Origin of the sequence: Hungatella sp. SL.1.14 (assembly GCF_024460495.1) — a bacterium.
GTDB classification, from domain to species: Bacteria; Bacillota; Clostridia; order Lachnospirales; family Lachnospiraceae; genus Hungatella; species Hungatella hathewayi.
On record NZ_JANFYJ010000083.1, the window covers coordinates 1 to 990 of the forward strand.

The following is a 990-nucleotide window of genomic DNA, read 5'->3' on the forward strand; positions in this document are numbered from 1 at the left end:
AGGCAGGGCACCCAATAAAAGAAAGAGCCGGAGAGGACTACAAACGATTCATAGCGGCCATGAAACGATTGGGATATGATTTTGACAGCCGGGAACTGGTAGCGGCAGATTACGGAGCGCCGACAACACGGAAGCGTTGGTATGCAATCTTCCGGAGAGATGGGAAGCGGATTACATGGCCGGAGCCGACACACAGTAAGAACGGAGCAGATGGCCGGCAGAAGTGGTTAGAATGCGGAGATTATATTGATTGGTCGGATTTGGGACGTTCCATATTTGACCGGCCCCGCCCTCTGGCAGATGCCACCATGAAACGGATAGCAAACGGATACGTTAAGTATGTTGTTAACAATCCGCAACCGTACATAGTTAACAATCAGAGCGCCGTTTCCTTTATGATTCAGTATCACGGGGAAACGCGGGAAGGAGATTCTCGCGGCCAACTGCTGACAGAGCCGATAAAGACAATTGATACCAGCAATCGGTATGGTCTGGTTACGGCATTTGTTACTAAATTTTATAAAAGCGGAACCGGTCAGAGTTGCGAAGAGCCTTTACATACGATTACCACTTCACCGGGGCATTTCGGGCTTATATCCGCATTTTTAATTAAGTATTACGGTAGCGGTTGCGGACAGGAAGCAGGAAAGCCACTGGGGACCATCACAACAAAGGACCGGTTCGGTCTCGTAAACGTGGTAACTGACATTGATGGAGAACAGTATATCTTGAAAGATATCTTCCTCCGTATGCTGAAACCAGAGGAGCTTAAGCGGATGCAGGGATTTCCAGAGGATTACATACTTAACCGGGACATAGAGGGCAAGCCGTACCCCGTCGGGGAACAGGTGGCGCGGATCGGAAATAGCGTGGTGCCGATAATGGCGCAGGCACTGGTATCTGCAAACTGTCCGTATCTCAAAGTCGGCGAAAGAATGCCGAATATGAGGATCGACGACAGCCACGAACAACTACGGTTTGCTTAACAAA

At 49.5% G+C, this 990-nt stretch carries 1 protein-coding gene; it reads left to right on the forward strand.

Features of this window, described 5'->3' with window-relative positions; translation table 11 throughout:
- On the forward strand, nt 1–986 hold a 986-nt coding region (locus NE473_RS30000), incomplete at its 5' end, for a DNA cytosine methyltransferase (protein WP_256265541.1).
- Nucleotides 987–990 lie beyond the last annotated feature (4 nt).